Genomic DNA, 17,290 nt, shown 5'->3' with positions numbered 1-17,290 from the left:
CGTCCCAGAACACCGGCATTCGACATGTATGTGGAGAGGAGCCCTGACCCAGGGTGAGCACCAAGCCGACCACCACAGACCTCGAGTGGACCGAGTTGGACCAGCGGGCCGTCGACACGGCTCGCATCCTGGCCGCCGATGCCGTACAGAAGGTCGGCAACGGCCATCCGGGTACGGCGATGAGCCTGGCTCCGGCCGCCTACACCCTCTTCCAGAAGGTGATGCGGCACGACCCGTCGGACACCGACTGGACGGGCCGGGACCGTTTCGTGCTGTCCGCGGGCCACTCGTCCCTGACCCTCTACATCCAGCTGTACCTGGGCGGTTTCGGCCTTGAGCTGGAGGACCTGGAAGCCTTCCGTACCTGGGGCAGCAAGACGCCCGGTCACCCGGAGTACGGCCACACCAAGGGTGTGGAGACCACCACCGGCCCACTCGGCCAGGGCGTGGCCAACGCGGTGGGCATGGCCATGGCGGCCCGCTACGAGCGCGGTCTGTTCGACCCGGACGCCGAGCCGGGCACCTCCCCCTTCGACCACCACGTCTTCGCCATTGCGGGTGACGGCTGTCTGCAGGAGGGCATCTCAGCGGAGGCGTCCTCGCTCGCCGGCCACCAGAAGCTCGGCAATCTGATCCTGCTGTGGGACGACAACCACATCTCGATCGAGGGCGACACCGAGACGGCCGTCTCCGAGGACACGGTGAAGCGGTACGAGGCGTACGGCTGGCACGTGCAGCGGGTGGCGCCGAAGGACAACGGCGACCTGGATCCGGCCGCGCTCTACGCGGCGATCGAGGAGGCCAAGGCGGTCACCGACAAGCCGTCCTTCATCGCGATGCGTTCGATCATCGCCTGGCCCGCCCCGAACGCGCAGAACACCGAGGCCGCCCACGGCTCCGCCCTCGGCGACGAGGAGGTGGCGGCCACCAAGCGCGTCCTGGGCTTCGACCCGGAGAAGTCCTTCGACGTCGCGGACGACGTCATCAAGCACACCCGTTCGCTGGGCGAGCGCGCCCGGGACGCCCGCGCCGAGTGGGAGAAGTCCTTCGCCGCCTGGCGCACCGCCAACCCCCAGCGCGCCGCGGAGTTCGACCGCGTCAGCAAGGGTGAGCTGCCCACCGGCTGGGAGGAGAAGCTCCCGGTCTTCGAGGCGGGCAAGGGGGTCGCCACGCGGGCGGCGTCCGGCAAGGTACTGCAGGCGCTCGGTGGTGTCATCCCCGAACTGTGGGGCGGCTCGGCCGACTTGGCGGGCTCCAACAACACCACGATCGACAAGACGAGTTCGTTCCTGCCGGCCGACAACCCGCTGCCGGAGGCCAACCCCTACGGCCGCACGATCCACTACGGCATCCGCGAGCACTCGATGGCCGCGGAGATGAACGGCATCGCGCTGCACGGCAACACCCGTATCTACGGCGGCACGTTCCTCGTCTTCTCCGACTACATGCGCAATGCCGTACGTCTGTCGGCGCTGATGCACCTGCCGGTGACGTACGTGTGGACGCACGACTCCATCGGTCTGGGCGAGGACGGCCCCACCCACCAGCCGATCGAGCACCTCGCCTCGCTGCGTGCCATCCCGGGTCTGAACATCGTCCGCCCGGCCGACGCCAACGAGACCGCCATCGCCTGGCGCGAGATCCTCAAGCGGTACACCAAGGAGTTCGGCAAGGGCGCCCCGCACGGCCTCGCGCTGACCCGCCAGGGCGTGCCGACGTACGAGCCCAACGAGGGCACCGCGCGGGGCGGCTATGTGCTGTTCGAGGCGGAGGGCGCCGACGGGAAGACCGCCGAGCCCGAGGTGATCCTGATCGCCACCGGCTCCGAGGTGCACATCGCCGTCGAGGCGCGCGAGCAGTTGCAGTCCGCGGGAACCCCGACGCGGGTCGTCTCCATGCCGTCCGTGGAGTGGTTCGACGAGCAGGACCAGGGGTACCGGGACAGCGTCCTTCTGCCGTCGGTGAAGGCCCGGGTCGCGGTGGAGGCCGGCATCGGGCTGACCTGGCACCGTTTCGTGGGCGACACCGGTCGCATCGTTTCCCTCGAGCACTTCGGCGCGTCGGCCGACGGCAAGGTCCTTTTCCGCGAGTTCGGTTTCACTCCGGAGAATGTGGTCGCCGCCGCCCGGGAATCCCTCGCCGCAGCCCAGCGCTGACGCTGATATACGACACGTAGGAGATGCATTTTCCATGACAGACGCACTGAAGCGCCTCTCCGAGGAAGGCGTCGCGATCTGGCTGGACGACCTGTCGCGCCAGCGGATCACGTCCGGCAACCTCGCCGAGCTGATCGACCAGCAGCACGTCGTGGGCGTGACCACCAACCCGACGATCTTCCAGAAGGCGATCTCGCAGGGCGACGGCTACGACGCGCAGGTCTCCGACCTCGCCGCCCGCAAGGTCACCGTCGAAGAGGCCATCCGGATGATCACCACGGCGGACGTCCGTGACGCCGCCGACATCCTGCACCCGGTCTTCGAGGCGACCGGCGGCCAGGACGGCCGGGTCTCCATCGAGGTCGACCCGCGGCTCGCGCACGACACCAAGGCGACCGTCGCCGAGGCCAAGCAGCTGGCCTGGCTGGTGGACCGCCCCAACACGCTCATCAAGATCCCGGCCACCCGCGCGGGCCTGCCGGCGATCACCGAGGTCATCGGCCTGGGCATCAGCGTCAACGTCACGCTGATCTTCTCGCTGGAGCGCTACCGCGAGGTCATGGACGCCTTCCTGTCCGGTCTGGAGAAGGCCAAGGAGCGCGGCCTGGACCTCTCCAAGATCCACTCGGTGGCGTCCTTCTTCGTCTCCCGCGTGGACACGGAGATCGACAAGCGCATCGACGCGCTCGGCACCGACGAGGCCAAGGCACTGCGCGGCAAGGCGGGTGTCGCCAACGCCCGGCTCGCCTACCAGGCGTACGAAGAGGTGTTCTCCACCGATCGCTGGAGCGCGCTGGAGAACGCGGGCGCCAACAAGCAGCGTCCGCTGTGGGCGTCCACCGGTGTGAAGGACCCGGCCTACAAGGCCACGCTGTACGTCGACGAGCTGGTCGCGCCGAACACGGTGAACACCATGCCGGAGGCCACCCTGCAGGCCACCGCCGAGCAGGGCGAGATCCGCGGCAACGCCATCGCCGGCACCTACGAGCAGTCCCGCGCCGAGATCGCCGCGCTGGAGAAGATCGGGATCTCCTACGACGAGGTGGTCCAGCTGCTCGAGGACGAGGGCGTCGACAAGTTCGAGGCCTCCTGGAACGACCTGCTGAAGTCGACCGAGGCGGAGCTGCAGCGCCTCGCCCCCTCGGAGGGCTGAGACCTTGACCCCTTCCCCGGTCACCGGAGCGAACCCGCTCCGTGACGCCGCGGACCGACGGCTCCCGCGTATCGCGGGGCCGTCGGGCCTGGTCATCTTCGGCGTTACGGGCGATTTGTCACGTAAAAAGCTGATGCCCGCCGTGTACGACCTCGCCAATCGTGGGCTGCTTCCGCCGGGTTTCTCCCTCGTCGGGTTCGCCCGCCGCGAGTGGGAGCACGAGGACTTCGCGCAGGAGGTCCACGACGCCGTCAAGGAGCACGCCCGCACCCCCTTCCGCGAGGAGGTCTGGCAGCAGCTCGTCCAGGGCATGCGCTTCGTCCAGGGCACCTTCGACGACGACGAGGCCTTCGAACGGCTGCGCTCCACCATCGAGGAGCTCGACAAGGCGCAGGGCACGGGCGGCAACTTCGCCTTCTACCTCTCCGTACCGCCGAAGTCCTTCCCCGTGGTCATCCAGCAGCTGAAGAAGCACGGGCTGGCCGACCAGACGAACGGCTCCTGGCGGCGCGCGGTCATCGAGAAGCCGTTCGGCCATGACCTCGCCAGCGCCCAGGAGCTGAACGAGATCGTCCACGAGGTCTTCGCCCCGGACCAGGTCTTCCGCATCGACCACTACCTGGGCAAGGAGACCGTCCAGAACATCCTGGCGCTGCGCTTCGCCAACCAGATGTTCGAGCCGATCTGGAACCGGTCCTTCGTCGACCATGTCCAGATCACGATGGCCGAGGACATCGGCATCGGCGGCCGGGCGGGCTACTACGACGGCATCGGCGCCGCCCGTGACGTGATCCAGAACCACCTGCTGCAGCTGATGGCGCTGACCGCCATGGAGGAGCCCTCCTCCTTCGACGCGGACGCGCTCGCGGCCGAGAAGACCAAGGTGCTCGGCGCGGTCAAGCTGCCGAAGGACCTGGGCAGGGACACCGTGCGCGCGCAGTACGCGGCCGGCTGGCAGGGCGGCGAGAAGGCCGTCGGCTACCTCGAGGAGGAGGGCACCGACCCCGACTCCAAGACGGACACCTACGCCGCGATCAAGCTCGAGGTCGACAACCGCCGCTGGGCGGGCGTCCCCTTCTACCTGCGCACCGGCAAGCGGCTCGGCCGCCGGGTCACCGAGATCGCGGTCGTCTTCCAGCGCGCCCCGCACTCCCCCTTCGACACCACCGCCACCGAGGAACTGGGCCAGAACGCGGTCGTGATCCGCGTCCAGCCCGACGAGGGCGTCACGGTCCGCTTCGGCTCCAAGGTGCCGGGCACCTCGATGGAGATCCGGGACGTGTCGATGGACTTCGCCTACGGCGAGTCCTTCACCGAGTCCAGCCCGGAGGCGTACGAGCGCCTGATCCTGGACGTGCTGCTCGGCGACTCGAACCTCTTCCCGAGGACCGAGGAGGTCGAGCTGTCCTGGCGGATCCTCGACCCGATCGAGCAGTACTGGGACAAGCACGGCAAGCCCGCACAGTACCCGGCGGGCACCTGGGGCCCGGTCGAGGCGGACGAGATGCTGCAGCGCAACGGACGGAGCTGGCGCCGGCCATGAAGATAGACCTCACGGACATCACTGCCAGCAAAATCAACAAGGCGTTGGTGAAGGCCCGCCGGGCCATCGGCACACCCGCCGTGGGCATGGTGCTCACCCTCGTCGTCGTCACCGACGAGGAGAACGCCTACGACGCCCTGAAGGCGGCCGGGGACGCCTCGCGCGAGCACCCCTCGCGCACCCTGGTCGTCATCAAGCGGGTCTCGCGCACCCCCCGCGACCGCACGCAGTCCCGGTTGGACGCCGAGGTCCGGGTGGGCGCGGACGCGGGCACCGGCGAGACGGTGGTGCTGCGGCTGTACGGCGAGACGGCCGACCACGCCGACTCCGTGGTGCTTCCGCTGCTGCTTCCGGACGCCCCGGTCGTGGTCTGGTGGTCGGTGGGCGCCCCGCGCGACCCGGCCAAGGACCCGCTGGGTGCCCTGGGGCAGCGCCGGGTCACCGACAGCTACGCGGCGGAGAAGCCCGTCGATGAGCTGCGGGCCCGCGCCGAGAGCTACGAGCCCGGCGACACCGACCTGGCGTGGACCCGGATCACCCCGTGGCGCTCCATGCTGGCCGCCGCCCTCGACCAGGTGACCTGCGAGGTCATCTCCGCCGAGGTGTGGGGCGAGGAATTCAACCCGAGCGTGGAACTGCTGGCCATGTGGCTCGCCGACCGGCTCCGTGTGCACGTCCGGCGCGGGGTCTCCGCGGGCCCCGGCCTGACCGAGGTGCGGCTGGAGACGACCGGTGGGCCCATTACCCTGCACCGGCCGGACGGGGCGATGGCCACGCTGGCGCTGCCTGGCCAGCCGGACCGCGCGGTGGCGCTCAAACGCCGTGAGACGTCCGAGCTGATCGCGGAGGAGCTGCGGCGGCTCGACCCGGACGACACCTACGCGTCCGCCCTGCGGTTCGGGGTGGACCGGCTGGGCGGGGCCAGGCCGGCCGTGTCCAGGGTCCCGGCGGCGCGAACCCCGGCGACCGGTGGAACTCCGGGCCTGCCGGACGCGGTGTCCTCCGCTGCGTCCTCCGAGGCCTCGGCGGCTTTGGACCGGGTGTCCCCGCCGGCGCTGCCGCCCGCCGCACCGCCTCTGTCCCGGCCCGCCACCCCGCCCGTCCCCCCGTCGGGGAGCACATCGGGAAACGCGTCGGGCGACGCCTCGGACGACAGCGATGTCAGCCGGCCGACCCCGGCACAGATGCCCCCGGTCAAGAAGGCGGAGACACCGCAGTGAGCCCCCCGCAACTGGTCGTCCACCGCGACAAGGAGCTGATGGCCCAGGCCGCGGCGGCCCGGCTGATCACCAAGGTGGTCGACGCGCAGGCCTCACGCGGCGCGGCGTCGATCGTGCTGACCGGCGGCCGCAATGGCAACGGCGTGCTGGCGGCGCTCGCCGCGGCGCCCGCGCGGGACGCCATCGACTGGGGCCGGATCGACCTGTGGTGGGGCGACGAGCGGTTCCTGCCGGAGGGCGACCCGGAGCGCAATGTCACCCAGGCACGCCAGGCGTTGCTTGACTCGGTGCCGCTGGATCCCGCCCGGGTGCACGCGATGCCGGCCGCGGACGGGCCGTGGGGCGCCGACGCGGACTCCGCCGCCGAGGCGTACGCCGCCGTGCTGGCGAAGGCCTCGCGGCCCGAGAACCACGGCGCGGTGCCGTCGTTCGACGTGCTGATGCTCGGCGTCGGTCCGGACACCCACGTGGCCTCCCTGTTCCCCGAACACCCGGCCGTACGGGAGACGGAACGCATGGTGGTGGGCGTGCACGGCGCGCCCAAGCCGCCGCCCACACGTGTCTCGCTCACGCTGCCGGCGATCCGGGCGGCCCGTGAGGTGTGGCTGCTGGCGGCGGGTGAGGACAAGGCGAAGGCGGTGGCCATCGCCCTGTCGGGCGCGGGCGAGATCCAGGCCCCCGCCGCCGGCGCGTACGGCAGGTCACGCACGCTGTGGCTGCTGGACGCGGCGGCGGCCGCACAACTGCCTCCGGAGCTGTATCCGCCGGCGGTGGCGTGACGTCCTCCCGTCAGTGACAAGGGCCCGGCACCACGAGGTGCCGGGCCCTTACGCTTCCGCCCTGCGGTAGCTGGAACCGTCCCGCTCCCGTATCAGGAGACCGGTCTCGACGCAGTATCTGCGGAGCGCCGAGGTGTCGTCGTGGACCGTTCGGAAGGCCTCGTTGATCTCGCGCTCGGTATAGCTGCGGTCCGCGTCGAAGAGCGTGCCGGTGAGATGGACCAGCAGTTCCCGGCGGACCACCGGGCGCACCGGTATCGACGTCAGCCGCCCCTGTGCGAAGAAACCCACGAGCCGGCGCGGCACCCCGGAGGGCGCGGGCTCGGCGCTGCGTCCGCGCCGGAACACGGCGGGATCGGCGTGCAGATTGCCGTCCTCGTCCCGTTCCACGAGTCCCGCCTTCACCAGCCTCCCCAGGTGTCTGCGCACCGCCGCGGAGTCCTCCTCACGCGGTGGGAGGTCGTCCAGCACGATCCGCGCGTACAGCTTCAGTCGCTCGGGATCCGCGAGCGCGGACAGCAGCTGGTCCATGAGGGGGTCCTTCCGGTACTTCCGGTTCTCCGGGAGATCACAGTGCCGCAGTGTCGCCCGGAGAACCACCCCCGTGCACCCCATTTGACCGCCGCCAGGTCCGGTCGCTGACGGCGGCTCAACGCCCGCGCAGCTCCCGGTACTTGGCGACCAGTGCCGTCGTCGACGGGTCCAGTCCGGGTACCTCCACGCCCTCGGTCAGCGCGGGCTCGACACGCTTGGCGAGGACCTTGCCGAGTTCGACGCCCCACTGGTCGAAGGAGTCGATGTTCCACACGGCGCCCTGGACGAACACCTTGTGCTCGTAGAGGGCGATGAGCTGGCCGAGGACCGACGGGGTCAGCTCACGCGCGAGGATCGTGGTCGTCGGGTGGTTTCCCTTGAACGTCTTGTGCGCGACCAGTTCCTCGGGCACACCCTCCGCACGCACCTCGTCCGGCGTCTTACCGAAGGCCAGTGCCTGGGTCTGCGCGAAGAAGTTGGCCATCAGCAGGTCGTGCTGAGCCACCAGTCCCGGCCGCAGATCGGCGACCGGCTCGGCGAAGCCGATGAAGTCGGCCGGGATCAACTTGGTGCCCTGGTGGATGAGTTGGTAGTAGGCGTGCTGCCCGTTGGTACCGGGCGTGCCCCAGACGACCGGTCCGGTCTGCCAGTCGACCTCCTGTCCGTCACGGGTGACGTACTTGCCGTTGGACTCCATGTCCAACTGCTGGAGGTAGGCGGCGAACTTGGAGAGGTAGTGGCTGTACGGCAGTACGGCGTGCGACTGCGCGTCGTGGAAGTTGCCGTACCAGATGCCCAACAGGCCCAGCAGCAACGGCACGTTGGCCTCGGCGGGCGCGGTCCGGAAGTGGTCGTCGACCAGTCGGAAGCCGTCGAGCATCTCCCGGAAGCGGTCCGGGCCGATGGCGATCATCAGGGAGAGGCCGATGGCGGAGTCGTAGGAGTAGCGCCCGCCGACCCAGTCCCAGAACTCGAACATGTTCGCCGTGTCGATGCCGAAGTCGCCGACCTTCTCGGCGTTCGTGGACAGCGCGACGAAGTGCTTGGCGACGGCTTCCGGTCCGGCCTTCAGTTCGGTGAGCAGCCAGTCGCGGGCGGAGGTCGCGTTGGTGATCGTCTCGATCGTGGTGAACGTCTTCGAGGCGATGATGAAGAGTGTCTCCGCGGCGTCGAGGTCCCGTACGGCCTCGTGCAGGTCGGCGCCGTCGACGTTCGACACGAAGCGGACAGTGAGGTCGCGGTCGGTGTAGGAGCGCAGCACCTCGTAGGCCATGGCAGGGCCGAGGTCGGAGCCGCCGATGCCGACGTTGACGACGTTCTTGATGCGCTTGCCGGTGTGGCCGGTCCAGGCTCCGGAGCGGACACGCTCGGAGAAGTCGGCCATCTTGTCGAGCACGGCGTGCACGCCCGGCACCACGTTCTCGCCGTCGACCTCGACGACCGCGTCCCGGGGGGCGCGCAGCGCGGTGTGCAGCACCGCGCGGTCCTCCGTCGTGTTGATCTTCTCGCCGCGGAACATGGCGTCCCTGAGGCCGAACACATCGGTCGCCGCGGCCAGCTCGCGCAGCAGCCGGAGTGTCTCGTCGGTGATCAGGTGCTTGGAGTAGTCGACGTGCAGATCACCGACCTGGAGGGTGTATCCGGAGCCGCGTCCGGGGTCGGCCGCGAACAGGTCCCTCAGATGGGTGCCGTCGAGCTCTTCGCGGTGCTTGGCCAGCGCGGTCCACTCGGGCGTCTGGTTGAGCCTGGTACGGCTGTCTGCGTTCATCTCGGACTTCCGCCTCTTTCCTGCCTGTGGTGCTCTGCGTACCTTGCCCACTGCCGGTCCCAACCTAATTGATCAGGGCGGTACACGAGCAGTCATCGCGCCGTCGTGCGGTGCAACAACAGGTACGTCCGGTCGGCGCGCCGGTATCAACGCGGCCGCGGACCGGTATCAGGGCGGACAGGAGAAGAAGACGAGCCGGGGCGCGGGCCCACCGGGGCGCCCCCGCCGTGCCCTGTCAACGCGTCCGGCCAGACACCCTCAGGTGCCCGGCCGGCTCCAACTCCTAGATTTCGCCGCGCAGTTTGGCAAGCGCCTCCGCGAGGATCGCCTCGCCGTCCGCGTCGCTGCGCCGCTCCCGTACGTACGCGAGGTGCGTCTTGTACGGCTCGGTGCGCGGCGGGTCCGGCGGGTTGTCCCGGTCCTGTCCGGCCGGAAAGCCGCAGCGGGGGCAGTCCCAGTTGTCGGGAACCTGCGCGTCGCTGGCGAAGCTCGGCTGCGTCTCGTGCCCGTTGGAGCACCAGAAGGAGACGCGCAGCCGCGGCGCGGACTCGCCACGCTCGGCCTCGCCCATCGGCCCCGCCCCGACCCGGCTTCCACGGATCGCGTTGCCACTTGCCACGGTCGTAACTCCCTGCGTGATGGTGCCGCAAAGCGAGTCGGCGTGTCGCTTCGCTGCGAGCGCCTCAGTCTACGTAAGGCCCAACGCGCGTCCAGTGATTGGAGTTACACCCGCCCCTGGACGCTGGGCCCATGATAGGCCGCACTTGGGGGCGCGTACCGGTACATGGGCCCTTAAGACGGCCGTATCGACACCGATGGGAGATCAATAGGAGATCAACGGGAGATCAGTTGTTGATCTTCATCATGATTCCGAGCACGACAATGCACGCGAACCACAGCAAACCGACCACGACGGTGATGCGGTCGAGGTTGCGCTCGGCGACCGAGGAGCCGCCGACGGAGGACTGCATGCCGCCACCGAACATGTCGGAGAGGCCGCCGCCCTTCCCCTTGTGCATCAGCACCAGCAGCATCAGCAGCAGGCTGAAGACGATCAGGGCGATCGAGAACCCCAAAACCACGGCTGGACCAACTTCCTAGGATTCGGATGGACGACGGGGGCCGGAGCCTGCCGACCGGGCGCCGCACGCCCGGTTCCTGCTCCGACCCCCGCAAGGGTACGACGTATCGCCGCTACGGCCTACTCACCGGTCGCAGCAGTCGATCACTCACTGGTCGCGGAACCGCACGATCTTGACGAACTCGTCCGCGTCCAGTGAGGCCCCGCCGACCAGCGCGCCGTCGATGTCGGGCTTCGCCATGATCTCCGCGACGTTGCCCGCCTTCACGGAGCCGCCGTACTGGATGCGGACCTGGTCGGCCAGCTCCTGCGAGTACAGCTCGGCGAGCTTGCCGCGGATCGCCGCGCAGACCTCCTGGGCGTCGTCGGCACCGCAGACCTTGCCGGTACCGATGGCCCACACCGGCTCGTAGGCGATGACGACCGACTCGGCCTGCTCGGCCGGGACGTCCTTGAGGCCGCCCTCGACCTGGGTGAGGGTGTGCGTGACGTGGTTGCCCGCCTCGCGGACCTCCAGTTCCTCACCGACGCACAGGATCGGCGTGAGGCCGTGCTTGAAGGCCGCCTTGACCTTGGCGTTGACGACGTCGTCGGTCTCGTTGTGGTACTGGCGCCGCTCGGAGTGCCCCACGGCCACGTAGGCGCACTTCAGCTTGGCCAGCATCGGGCCGGAGATCTCGCCGGTGTAGGCGCCGGAGTCGTGCGCGGAGACGTCCTGCGCGCCGTACTTGATCCGGAGCTTGTCACCGTCGACCAGGGTCTGCACGGAGCGCAGGTCGGTGAAGGGGGGCAGGACGGCGACCTCGACGGCCTCGTAGTCCTTGTCGGCTAGGGCGAAGGCGAGCTTCTGGACGTGCGCGATGGCCTCGAGGTGGTTGAGGTTCATCTTCCAGTTGCCCGCCATCAGCGGCGTGCGCCCGGCAGAAACGGATGCGGACATCGGGGTCAGTCCTCCAGTGCGGCGAGGCCGGGGAGCGTCTTGCCCTCGAGGTATTCGAGGGAGGCGCCGCCACCGGTCGAGATGTGGCCGAATGCCGACTCGTCGAAGCCCAGGATGCGCACGGCCGCGGCGGAGTCACCGCCACCGACGACCGTGAAGGCCGACGAGTCGAGAAGTGCCTGGGCGACGGCCTTGGTGCCCTCGGCGAAATCGGGGTGCTCGAAGACGCCCATCGGGCCGTTCCAGAAGACGGTGGCGGCATCGGTGATCTTCGAGGCGTACAGCTTGCGGGTCTCCGGACCGATGTCCAGACCCATCTGGTCGGCCGGGATGGCGTCCGCGGCGACCGTGGCCGGGCTCGCCGGCGCCTTGGTCTTGAGGTCCGGGAACTCGGGGGCGACGAGCGCGTCGACGGGCAGCACCAGTTCGACACCCGTCTTCTCGGCGCGCTCGATGTACTCCGTGACCGCCGCGAGCTGGTCCTCCTGGAGGAGGGAGCCGCCGATCTCGTACCCCTTGGCCTTGAGGAAGGTGTACGCCATGCCGCCGCCGATGAGCAGTCGGTCGGCCTTGCCGAGCAGTTGGTCGATGACGGCGAGCTTGTCGGAGACCTTGGCGCCGCCGAGCACGACGACGTAGGGGCGCTTGACGTCCTCGGTGAGCTTCTTCAGGACGCCGACCTCGTTCGCGATGAGGTATCCGGCGTAGTGCGGCAGGCGGGCCGGGAGGTCGTACACCGAGGCGTGCCCCCGGTGCACGGCGCCGAAGCCGTCACTCACGTAGACGTCGGCGAGGGCCGCGAGCTGATCGGCGAACGCGCCGCGCTCGGCGTCGTCCTTGGCGGTCTCGCCCGGGTTGAAGCGCAGGTTCTCGATGACCGCGACGCGGCCCTCGGGGAGACCGGCGACCGTGGACGTGGCGGACTCGCCGACGGTGTCCGTGGCGAAGTGCACGTCCGCGCCGAGGAGTTCGCCGAGCCGTTCGGCGGCGGGCCGCAGCGAGAAGGCGGGGTCCGGTGCGCCCTTGGGACGCCCGAGGTGCGAGGCGACGACGACCTTGGCGCCCGCGTCGGCCAGCGCCTTGACGGTCGGCAGCACGGCGCGGATACGGCCGTCGTCGGTGATGCGGCCGTCGGCCAGCGGTACGTTCAGGTCGGCTCGGACGAAGACCCGCTTGCCCGCGACCCCTTCGGCGAGAAGTTCGTCGATCGTCTTCATTCAGTGACTCCTGAGGGGACTCTGAGTATTTTCCCGCGAACGGTTCGGCCATCGACGGGGCAACCATGATGGGCGAAGCGACCGGGTCCGCGGGAGCGGCGGCGGTTCAGCCGCAAAAAGGGGGCTCGGACAGCGCGACGCTGCGCTGCCCGAGCCCGGCACTCACATCGAGGTGCCTGCTCCGGGACTCAGAGCTGGCCGCCGACGAAGACGGTGAGGTCGACGAGACGGTTGGAGTAGCCCCACTCATTGTCGTACCAGCCGATGACCTTCACGTTCTTGCCCTCCTGGACCATGGTCAGGGAGGAGTCGAAGGTGCAGGACGCCGGGGCGTTGACGATGTCGGAGGAGACGATCTCGTCCTCCGTGTACTCGAGGATGCCCTTGAGCTCGCCCTCGGCTGCCTTCTGGAAGGCGGCGTTGATCTCTTCCTTGGTGACCTCGCGGCCGAGCTCGAGGACCAGGTCGGTCACCGAGCCGGTCGGGACCGGGACGCGCATGGCGATGCCGTCCAGCTTGCCCTTGAGCTGCGGCAGGACCAGGGCGGTGGCCTTCGCGGCACCCGTGGTGGTCGGGATGATGTTCTCCGCGGCGGCCCGGGCGCGGCGCAGGTCCTTGTGCGGGAAGTCCAGGATGCGCTGGTCGTTGGTGTAGGCGTGCACCGTCGTCATCAGACCCTTGACGATGCCGAAGTTCTCGTCGAGGACCTTGGCCATCGGCGCCACGCAGTTGGTGGTGCAGGAGGCGTTGGAGATGACGTGGTGGTTCGCCGGGTCGTACTTGTCGTGGTTGACGCCCATCACGACGGTGATGTCCTCGTTCTTGGCCGGAGCCGAGATGATGACCTTCTTGGCGCCGCCGGCGATGTGCTTCTCGGCGTCTTCCTTGTTCGTGAAGATGCCGGTCGACTCGATGACGATGTCGGCACCCAGCTCACCCCACGGGATGTCGGCGGGGTTGCGCTCGGACAGCACCTTGATCGTCTTTCCGCCGACGGTGATGGTGTCCTTGGTGTGGGACACCTCCTCCTTCAGGCGGCCCAGGATGGTGTCGTACTTCAGCAGGTGAGCGGTGGTCGCGGTGTCACCCAGGTCGTTGACAGCCACGATCTCGATGTCTGCACCCTGCTCCAGCAGCGCGCGGAAGTAGTTACGACCGATGCGGCCAAAGCCGTTGATGCCTACGCGGATCGTCACGAACCGATCTCCTCGTTAGGTACGCCGGGTTTCGACGCCGGCGAGTTGTATGGGATGTCCCCGACCGCCTACGACCCTACCTCCCTGAGGCCCGCGTGGTGACATCGGCCACGGGCCATACACGGCACGGCGGCCCGTACCCACCAGTAGAGGTACGGACCGCCGTTTTCTTTACGTTCTGTCCACCGCGCGGTGACGCTTGGGTCAACGGCGGTGACGCCCCGGACGGCTCGCGCGGGCACGGGCCGGCCGGCTCATGAGGTACTCTCCAAGATCAACTCTTGAGCGCCGCAAGCGCCTTGCCGATCAGGGCCGTCCGTTCGGCGGCCGTGGCGACGTGTTCCAGGCCGAAGCCCAGCAGCACCGTGTCGTCCGTGGTGACCGCACCGTAGGTCTTGAACAGCTCTCCGGCACGCGTCCAGTCCTTCAGCACCGCCGGGCTGCCCGCGGGCGGTCCGGGGACGCTCCACGGGCCCAGAGAGGTCTCGAACCCCTCGGTTCCGGTGGCGGTGCCACCGACGACGAGCGAGGTGTTGTCGGCGAGGACGCCGCGGCCGCCGGTGCCCGGGTCGGTGATGTAGCCCAGCGACACCTCGACCGTCCTGCCCGCATACGCGCTGAGGTCGAAGTTCACCTGCCGCCAGCCGTCGGAGGAACCCGTGAGGCTGTTCCAGGTACCGGAGGTTCCGGTGCCGGTGCAGCCGTCGGGTCCGATGGTCAGATAGCGCTTCAGCGCGGGGTGCTCCCGGAGGAGGAACCCGGCCTCGCACTCGGTGGGCACTGTGGGCTTCGAGGCGCCGCCGGCCTCCGGCAGTGTGGTCCAGTCGTCGGCCCCCGCGGTGCGGGCCTCGAGCACGGCGTGGTCGTAGCCGGGCTCGGTGTCCCACAGCAACTGTGTGCGCAGGGTCGGCTTGTCGGCCGCGGTGACCTTCGTGAGGTCGATGGTGCGGCTGAGGCGCTTCCAGGCGTCGTCGGTGTGCACCGCCGCCGCCATCCAGGATCCCTCGTAAGGGCCATAGGGGTTGACGGAACCCGCGAACTGACCGCCGCCCGCGCTGGCGAACTGCGGGTAGTTCGCGGCGGGCAGCGAGTCGGAGGTGACGCTGAAGGTGCCCGCCTGGTTGAGCGGGTTGCCCGGCGCGTCCTGAAGGGTCGGCGCGACACCCGCGAGCTTCCCGGAACCGGTGAGGCCCGTGACGCCGGCCGTCGACGTACGGGAGTAGGCGCCCAGGTAGTACTGGCTGAAGTCGTTCGTCGAGGTGTCGCCGATGACGACCGAGCCGCCCGCGAGTTCACCGGCCTCGATCAGCTTGCCGCCCTCGTTGAGGTACGAGCGCAGCTGGAGCTGGGCGGCGATGCCGGGGCGGTTGGCGCCGGTGTGGTGCACGACGGTCTTGAAGTGGTCGAGGACGCCCAGCGCGTCCGGTGCGCCCTGGGTGGCGACGTCCCAGACGATCGCCTTGCGGCCGTTGGCCTTCAGCGCGTCCACGTACGTCTGCGCCTGCGTCGCGCTCGCGCCCTCCTCGGCCACGACGAGGGTGTCGGCCTTGGGGCGCTCGGCGACGGTGTACGTGAAGTGCTCGCTGGAGATCTCCTTGCCATTCTCGGTCTCGCCGGTGAACCACACCTCGACCTTGTCACCGGGCTCGCCGTCGTCGACCTTGCCCCGGTACTCGTCGAAGTAGAGGTTGTCGTCGCCGCCGTAGGTCTCGCCGCCCTTCCAGGCCTTCAGCGCCCCGCTCTCGATACGGCCGCCGTTGACGCGGTACTTGAGGTCCCTGTCGCGTACGGACTTGCGGGCCACGACGGAGACCTCCTGGTCGGCGCCGCGGGAGTACGACGTCGTGAAGGGGGCCGGGGTGAAGTCGGGTGCGGCGATGCCCACGGAGGAGGACGGCTGGTCCGGACGGACCGCGGACTCGGCGACGGAGATCGCGAACGGGACGTTCTTGGCGAACTCCTGCTGGATCAGCTTCTCGTCGTCGGGGAAGGTGAAGATCGACTCGCAGTCGGCCGCGTTCCAGGCGTCGTTGGGGTCGACGTTCGATGCCGTCTGGCAGGTCGACATCTCGGGGGTGAACATCGCGATGCCATTGACGTTGGAGGCGTGTCCGTCGGCCTCGCCGTTGGTGGTGTACAGCTCCGAGGAGACCTGCGGGTGGTAGCCGGGGACCGCGGGGTTCTCCGGTGTGCCGGCCAGGGACTTGTAGAGGACGTCGTCCGGGCTGGGCGTGGCCACCTGCCAGCCGACGCCGTAGAGGATCAGTTCGGCGGCGGAGTGGTAGTTGATGCCGTACTCGAACCCGATGCGTCGTTCGAAGGCGTCGAGCGCCCGGGTCTCGGGCTCGGAGCTCGGGGACGCGCCACGGTAGGTCTCGCTGGTCGGGTTGGGGGACGAACCCTCGTCGTCGTAGCCCCACTTGTAGGAGAAGTTGCGGTTGAGGTCGACGCCGTCGCCGGTGGTGATGGTGCCGTCGCCGTTGTTGTCCCGCAGGTTCTTGCGCCACTGGCGGTTGGCGGGGTCGGCGTGGGTGAAGTCGTAGCCGTCGGGGTTGGCGGAGAGCACGAACCACAGCTCGGTGGAGTCCACCAGCTTGGTGATCTTCTTGTCCTTGCCGTAGTTGTCCAGGTAGTGGTGCATCAGCCGACGGGTCATCTCGGGCGTGATCCACTCGCGGGCGTGCTGGTTGGACACGTACAGCACGGACGGCTTGGCGCCGTCCTTGGTCTTCTTGGCGCCCTTGGTCAGTTTGAGCGCGAGGATGTCCTGCCCGCCCGTGGTCTTGCCGATGGAGACGACCTTGGTCAGCGAGGGGTGGGCCTGACCGGTCCTGACGATCTCCTCCTTCAGGCCGCCCGCTCCGCTGTACGGCCGGAAGACCCCGTCCCCGGCGGCCTTGACACGGGCCTCGGCCTTCGCCGACAGCCTGTGCTCGGTCAGCTCGACGCCCTTGTCCTCGAGTTCGTCGGCCTGCTTGTCGGTGAGGAAGACCTCGACCGTGGCACTGCCCTTCTCGGGGACCTGCTCGGAGAGTTCGTGACTGTCCTGGCCGGCCTCGATGAGCAGTGGCACCTGGTTCTGGGTGACCTCGGCACGGAACACCTTGATCGCGTCGGCACCCTGGTCGGTAGGTCCTTCCGCCTTGGCCTGGGCGACGGGTGCGACCGCCGCCGTACCGAGGATGAGCGCGCCCGTGACAAGAACGGATCTCGCTCTTCGTCTCATGAGCCCCCCTTGTAGTTGTCCGGCACTTCTACGCCAGACGAAAGGCTCATAGGACCTCATGATCATGTCAACACGGCCTTCCGGGGGTGGGGTGGCAGGAAGTCGCCGCCGCCGGCTGGGCGACGGCGACTTGTTCCTGGTGAGGGACCCCGTTGTACCCGACAGGACTTCCGATCCCGGTGATCTTTGGCCGGTTGTCGGCGTTTTCAGCCCCGTGTTGTCCGCCGTTCTGGCCCATGTCCGTGGAGTCAGCCCGAGAGGTTTCTCCCAACGACGACGTCGGCCCAGGAGCCTGGGGCATCGGCCTCAGGGCCCGGTCCTCATCAGCCAACGAACCCGGCGACGTCAGCCAGAACCCGGCAGCGTCAGCCAACGAGACCGGTCGCCCCAGCCCACGAGCCCTGCGGCGTCAGCTCCACAACCCGGGCGCCGTCAGCCAACCAGACCGGTCGCCCCAGCCCACGAGCCCTGCGGCGT

The 17,290-nt window shown here is 69.0% G+C and carries 13 protein-coding genes; 5 read left to right on the top strand and 8 right to left on the bottom strand.

The window, feature by feature from the left end; all coding sequences use genetic code 11:
- Positions 1-53 precede the first annotated feature (53 nt).
- Genes tkt through pgl form a run of 5 tightly spaced genes read left to right on the top strand, consistent with a single transcriptional unit; the run spans position 54 to position 6,851 of the window.
- Complete coding sequence (gene tkt, locus EF387_RS19385) at positions 54-2,156, top strand: transketolase (RefSeq protein WP_128377835.1); 2,103 nt, start codon at positions 54-56, stop codon at positions 2,154-2,156.
- A 34-nt stretch (positions 2,157-2,190) separates the two neighbouring features.
- Entirely contained in the window at positions 2,191-3,309 is a 1,119-nt protein-coding gene (tal, locus tag EF387_RS19380; RefSeq protein ID WP_128377834.1) for a transaldolase, read from the top strand.
- Between the two features lie 4 nt (positions 3,310-3,313).
- Positions 3,314-4,852 (top strand): glucose-6-phosphate dehydrogenase, encoded by a 1,539-nt coding sequence (gene zwf, locus EF387_RS19375; RefSeq protein WP_128377833.1) that lies wholly within the window; start codon positions 3,314-3,316, stop codon positions 4,850-4,852.
- Positions 4,849-6,072: a glucose-6-phosphate dehydrogenase assembly protein OpcA gene (gene opcA / locus EF387_RS19370; RefSeq protein ID WP_128377832.1), complete on the top strand. Its 1,224-nt coding sequence runs from the start codon at positions 4,849-4,851 to the stop codon at positions 6,070-6,072. Before zwf ends, opcA begins: the two co-directional genes overlap by 4 nt.
- Entirely contained in the window at positions 6,069-6,851 is a 783-nt protein-coding gene (gene pgl / locus EF387_RS19365) for a 6-phosphogluconolactonase (protein WP_128377831.1), read from the top strand. The genes opcA and pgl overlap by 4 nt, the downstream gene beginning before the upstream one ends.
- Positions 6,852-6,899: 48 nt before the next feature.
- On the opposite strand, the gene EF387_RS50045 is transcribed toward pgl, so the two are convergent.
- The 8 genes from EF387_RS50045 to EF387_RS19325 form a co-directional block, all read right to left on the bottom strand.
- Positions 6,900-7,382, bottom strand: a complete 483-nt coding sequence (locus tag EF387_RS50045; protein WP_128377830.1) for a DUF2087 domain-containing protein — start codon at positions 7,380-7,382, stop codon at positions 6,900-6,902.
- A gap of 118 nt (positions 7,383-7,500) precedes the next feature.
- Positions 7,501-9,153 (bottom strand): glucose-6-phosphate isomerase, encoded by a 1,653-nt coding sequence (gene pgi, locus EF387_RS19355; RefSeq protein WP_128377829.1) that lies wholly within the window; start codon positions 9,151-9,153, stop codon positions 7,501-7,503.
- Positions 9,154-9,436: 283 nt separating this feature from the next.
- A complete protein-coding gene (locus EF387_RS19350) occupies positions 9,437-9,772 on the bottom strand; it encodes an RNA polymerase-binding protein RbpA (RefSeq protein WP_128377828.1) in 336 nt (111 codons plus the stop codon).
- A gap of 226 nt (positions 9,773-9,998) precedes the next feature.
- Positions 9,999-10,229 (bottom strand): preprotein translocase subunit SecG, encoded by a 231-nt coding sequence (gene secG / locus EF387_RS19345; protein ID WP_128377988.1) that lies wholly within the window; start codon positions 10,227-10,229, stop codon positions 9,999-10,001.
- A 153-nt stretch (positions 10,230-10,382) separates the two neighbouring features.
- Entirely contained in the window at positions 10,383-11,138 is a 756-nt protein-coding gene (gene tpiA / locus EF387_RS19340) for a triose-phosphate isomerase (RefSeq protein ID WP_238431600.1), read from the bottom strand.
- 41 nt (positions 11,139-11,179) lie between these two features.
- Entirely contained in the window at positions 11,180-12,391 is a 1,212-nt protein-coding gene (locus EF387_RS19335) for a phosphoglycerate kinase (protein ID WP_128377826.1), read from the bottom strand.
- 188 nt (positions 12,392-12,579) lie between these two features.
- The gene (gene gap, locus EF387_RS19330) at positions 12,580-13,587 is read right to left on the bottom strand and encodes a type I glyceraldehyde-3-phosphate dehydrogenase (protein ID WP_128377825.1); all 1,008 of its coding nucleotides are present in this window, start codon (positions 13,585-13,587) and stop codon (positions 12,580-12,582) included.
- A gap of 274 nt (positions 13,588-13,861) precedes the next feature.
- Complete coding sequence (locus EF387_RS19325; RefSeq protein WP_128377824.1) at positions 13,862-16,813, bottom strand: M14 family metallopeptidase; 2,952 nt, start codon at positions 16,811-16,813, stop codon at positions 13,862-13,864.
- Between the last annotated feature and the right edge of the window lie 477 nt (positions 16,814-17,290).

The sequence above is a fragment of the Streptomyces cavernae genome, from assembly GCF_004023625.1.
Taxonomy (GTDB): Bacteria; Actinomycetota; Actinomycetes; order Streptomycetales; family Streptomycetaceae; genus Streptomyces; species Streptomyces cavernae.
Note: the sequence above shows the minus strand (reverse complement) of the source record. Positions and strands in the feature narration are given on the sequence as shown.

What these genes read in the sequence shown, in the direction of transcription:
- EF387_RS50045 (WP_128377830.1), bottom strand. Translation starts at nt 7,382, where the DNA reads ATGGACCAGCTGCTGTCCGCGCTCGCGGATCCCGAGCGACTGAAGCTG.
- opcA (WP_128377832.1), top strand. Translation starts at nt 4,849, where the DNA reads ATGAAGATAGACCTCACGGACATCACTGCCAGCAAAATCAACAAGGCG.
- EF387_RS19335 (WP_128377826.1), bottom strand. Translation starts at nt 12,391, where the DNA reads ATGAAGACGATCGACGAACTTCTCGCCGAAGGGGTCGCGGGCAAGCGG.
- EF387_RS19325 (WP_128377824.1), bottom strand. Translation starts at nt 16,813, where the DNA reads ATGAGACGAAGAGCGAGATCCGTTCTTGTCACGGGCGCGCTCATCCTC.
- pgi (WP_128377829.1), bottom strand. Translation starts at nt 9,153, where the DNA reads ATGAACGCAGACAGCCGTACCAGGCTCAACCAGACGCCCGAGTGGACC.
- tpiA (WP_238431600.1), bottom strand. Translation starts at nt 11,138, where the DNA reads ATGGCGGGCAACTGGAAGATGAACCTCAACCACCTCGAGGCCATCGCG.
- tal (WP_128377834.1), top strand. Translation starts at nt 2,191, where the DNA reads ATGACAGACGCACTGAAGCGCCTCTCCGAGGAAGGCGTCGCGATCTGG.